2 protein-coding genes and 1 pseudogene are annotated in these 3,191 nt (G+C 72.3%); 1 reads left to right on the top strand and 2 read right to left on the bottom strand.

Annotated features, from left to right (window positions below; genetic code table 11):
- A pseudogene (locus D7W82_RS39010) lies at window positions 1-858 on the bottom strand (hypothetical protein); the annotation flags it as partial.
- A 211-nt stretch (window positions 859-1,069) separates the two neighbouring features.
- Here D7W82_RS39010 and ruvX point away from each other — a divergent pair.
- Window positions 1,070-1,525, top strand: coding sequence for a Holliday junction resolvase RuvX (ruvX, locus tag D7W82_RS39015; RefSeq protein WP_120623098.1), 456 nt, complete (start codon window positions 1,070-1,072; stop codon window positions 1,523-1,525).
- A gap of 28 nt (window positions 1,526-1,553) precedes the next feature.
- On the opposite strand, the gene D7W82_RS39020 is transcribed toward ruvX, so the two are convergent.
- A partial coding sequence (locus tag D7W82_RS39020) for a glycosyltransferase family 39 protein (RefSeq protein ID WP_233588202.1) occupies window positions 1,554-3,191 on the bottom strand: 1,638 nt, incomplete at its 5' end.

Consider the following 3,191-nt stretch of genomic DNA (forward strand, 5'->3'; position numbering starts at 1 on the left):
CCCCGTGCTTCCGCCGCCCTGGCCCGGCCGGCCCGACACGCCACCGTCCGTGCCCCCCGTGCCGCTGCCCGGCCGCCCCGTGCCGTCCGAGCCCGGCCTCCCTGCCCCGCTTCCCGGCCGCGGCCGGGAGCCACCGCCGGTGGTGGGCGGCGCGCAGTCCGACGGCGGGGGCGCGCAGTCCGACGGCGAAGGAGGCGGTCGGCCCGGCCGCTCCGGGCGCCCGTACTTCGCGAACTCCGCGGCCAGCCGCTTGGACTCCTGCTGGAGGCCCATCAGCTCGATGCGGTCATCGTTCAGGCCCGGCATCTTCAGCGTCAGGAGGCTCTTCTTCGCCGTGTCCACCTGTTCGAAGAAGGCGCGGTTGTCGACGAGGAACCTCGCCGCGTCCCGGAGCGAGGGCGACACGTTCTTGTCCTGCGAGATGCGCTGGAGGTCCGCGTGCGACAGCGAGCCGTCCCTCTTGCCGTCCAGCAGGTCCAGGTAGCCGAAGTTCGCCTCCAGCGTGCGCAGCGAGTCCGCGTAGTCCAGCAGCTTGGGGTCCAGCGGGCTGCGGCTCCCGGCGGTGCCACCCGCCTGCGAAGCGCCCGGCGAAGCGGAGCTCGCGTAGCCCGCGCCCGCCTTCGCCGCGTCCCGCGGCGCGCAGTACTCCGTCTTCGCGGACGGGTTCTTCTTCAGCTCGTCCGCCACGCCCAGCGCGCCGCTGGCCGCCATCATCACGTTGCCGCTCATCACCCCCGCGGCCGTCTTGATGGAGTTCGTGAGGACGGGGGGAAGCCCCAGGGCGTCCCCCGCCAGGTCGGCCACGGCGGTCATCGGACCGCCCAGCAGGTTCGCCACGCCTTTCAGGATGTCGAGCATCGATACTCCCGCGCGACGGGTTGAAGTGGGTGCTGCCAGGTGCCGCGCGCCGTCTCTTCGGACGCGGACGGGCATTGCAGCGGCGGTGCCGGGCGGCCCGGCGCGCGGGGCGAGTCGAAACGCGGGGTTGGCCCACGGGGTCCGCCGTCCGCGTCCCCACCCACGGACGGGTCGGTCCGTCGCGGAGGATTGCGGCTAGAGTCCCGCGCCCATGCGCACCTTCGGGCTCGACTACGGCACCAAGACCATCGGGGTGGCCGTCTCGGATGGACTGGGGCTCACCGCCCAGGCGGTCACCACCGTGCGGCGCACGTCGCTCAAGGGGGACCTGGCGGAGCTGTCCCGGCTCGTGAAGGAGCACGAGGTGACGCGCTTCGTCCTGGGGCTGCCCCTCAACATGAACGGCACGGAGGGGCCCCGCGCGGAGGCCTCGCGCAAGTTCGCGCAGGTGCTGGAGAGCGCGACGGGACTGCCCGTGGAGCTGTGGGACGAGCGGCTGTCCACCGTGGCCGCCCAGCGCACCCTCCTGGAGGCGGACGTGCGCCGGGAGAAGCGGCGGGAGGTCATCGATCAGCTCGCCGCGCAGTTCATCCTGCAGGGCTGGCTGGACGCGCACCGCCCCAAGGACGCCGACGGCTACGACGACAACTACGACCCGGAGGGCTGAAGCAGCGCCTCCGGGAGGCCCTGACGGACTACGGCTGGCGCCGGTACACGTGCAGCGGCGCCAGGAAGCCGTCCTGCTCCTGGTACGCCACGCCGTCGAGCGTCAGCGTGCGCCCGTCCAGCTTCACGCCGGGGTCCTTCACCAGCTTGCCGCCGTCGAAGCGCACCAGCACCTCCGGCCGCGCGTCCGCCAGGCGCTGGCGGAAGGTGTCCCAGCGCACGCGCGCCATGCGCATCTCCGGCAGCGTGGAGAAGAAGGCCACCTGCAGGTCCATGTAGCGCGGATCATCGTCGATGGCCGCCGCGCCGCCCTTCGCCGCCACCTCCTCCTTGAGGTAGCGCGCCACCTGCATCACCGCCACGGGGTTCGTGGACGTGGGGCTCACCGGGCGCAGCGAGTCATGCAGCCCGCCCTCGGTGCGGAACGTGTAGATGCCCAGCGCCACCGGCATCACCACCGCCAGCACCGCGCTCACGCCCACCACCGCGCGGCGCGCGAATGCCCCCTTGTTTCCCACCAGCGCCGCCAGGCCCGGCGCCATGAACACGGGCAGGAGCACCAGCTGCGTCACCGTGAAGCGGGCCAGGGGCACGAAGTTCAAGAGCACCGCCGCGCGCAGGGTGAAGTACAGCGTGGGCACCACCGCCATCACCACCAGCCAGCGCGTCTCCGGGTGCTTCTTCCACGCGCGCACCATGCCCACCCCGCCCAGGAGCGCCACGCCGGGCGTCAGCGTGAAGAGCGCCACCGCGGGCCAGAACCCCAGCTGCTGCAGCCGCCAGCCCAGCGCGCCCCCCGCCCCGCCGGAGTCGGACACCCACTGCTTGTGGAAGTCCTCCACCGCCTTGATGGGGAAAAACGGGTCGCCGTGCGCCAGCTCGTTGCCCTGCATCCACAACAGCGGGAACGGCAGGCACACCAGGCCAAAGCCCACCGCGCGCGTCAGGGACGCCACCCGGTCCTCGCTGCTGAACACCAGCGCCACCGTGATGAGCGGGATGTACATCCACGCGTCGTAGCGGAGCGCGCACGCGAAGTTGAGCAGCACCGCGCCCCAGAACAGCGGCTGGAAGCGGTTCTCCTCCACCCCTTCCGCCACCAGCGCGAACACCGCCAGCATGAAGAAGAGCGACACCGACTCGCTGCCCGCGGTGGTGGAGAACTGCAGGTGCATGCCCCACGCGCTGAAGGCGAGCCCCGCGGCCACGCCCGCGCGCCAGCCGAACAGCCGCCGCGTCAGCGCGAACAGCGGCACCACCGACGCCACCCCGAACAACAGGCTCACCAGCCGGCCCGCCACGTCGCGCTCGAACACCGACAGCACCGCGCCCACCAGGTACAGGTGCAGGGGCCCGAACTGGTACGTGCCGTCCTTGTAGGACGTGATGACGTGGGGGTCGGCCAGCCACCGCTCCGCCAGCTCCGTGCGCACCACCGCGTCCCCGAAGAGGTTCTCGTTGATGAAGAACACCCCCAACCGGGGCAGGAGCGCCGCCAGGAGCAGCAGGCCCACCAACCACCGGGTGGACGGCTCGGGCTGGGGTGCGGGCACCGCGGACAGACCGGGCACGGCGGTGGGAGGGGAAGCAAGGGCGGCGGGACTCGAAGCGGGAACCATGGCGCGCGCGAGGATACGCAGGCAGGGCTCAAAGCCAAGCCAGCGTCC

The sequence above is a fragment of the Corallococcus sp. CA049B genome, from assembly GCF_003611685.1.
Lineage (GTDB): Bacteria > Myxococcota > Myxococcia > Myxococcales > Myxococcaceae > Corallococcus > Corallococcus coralloides.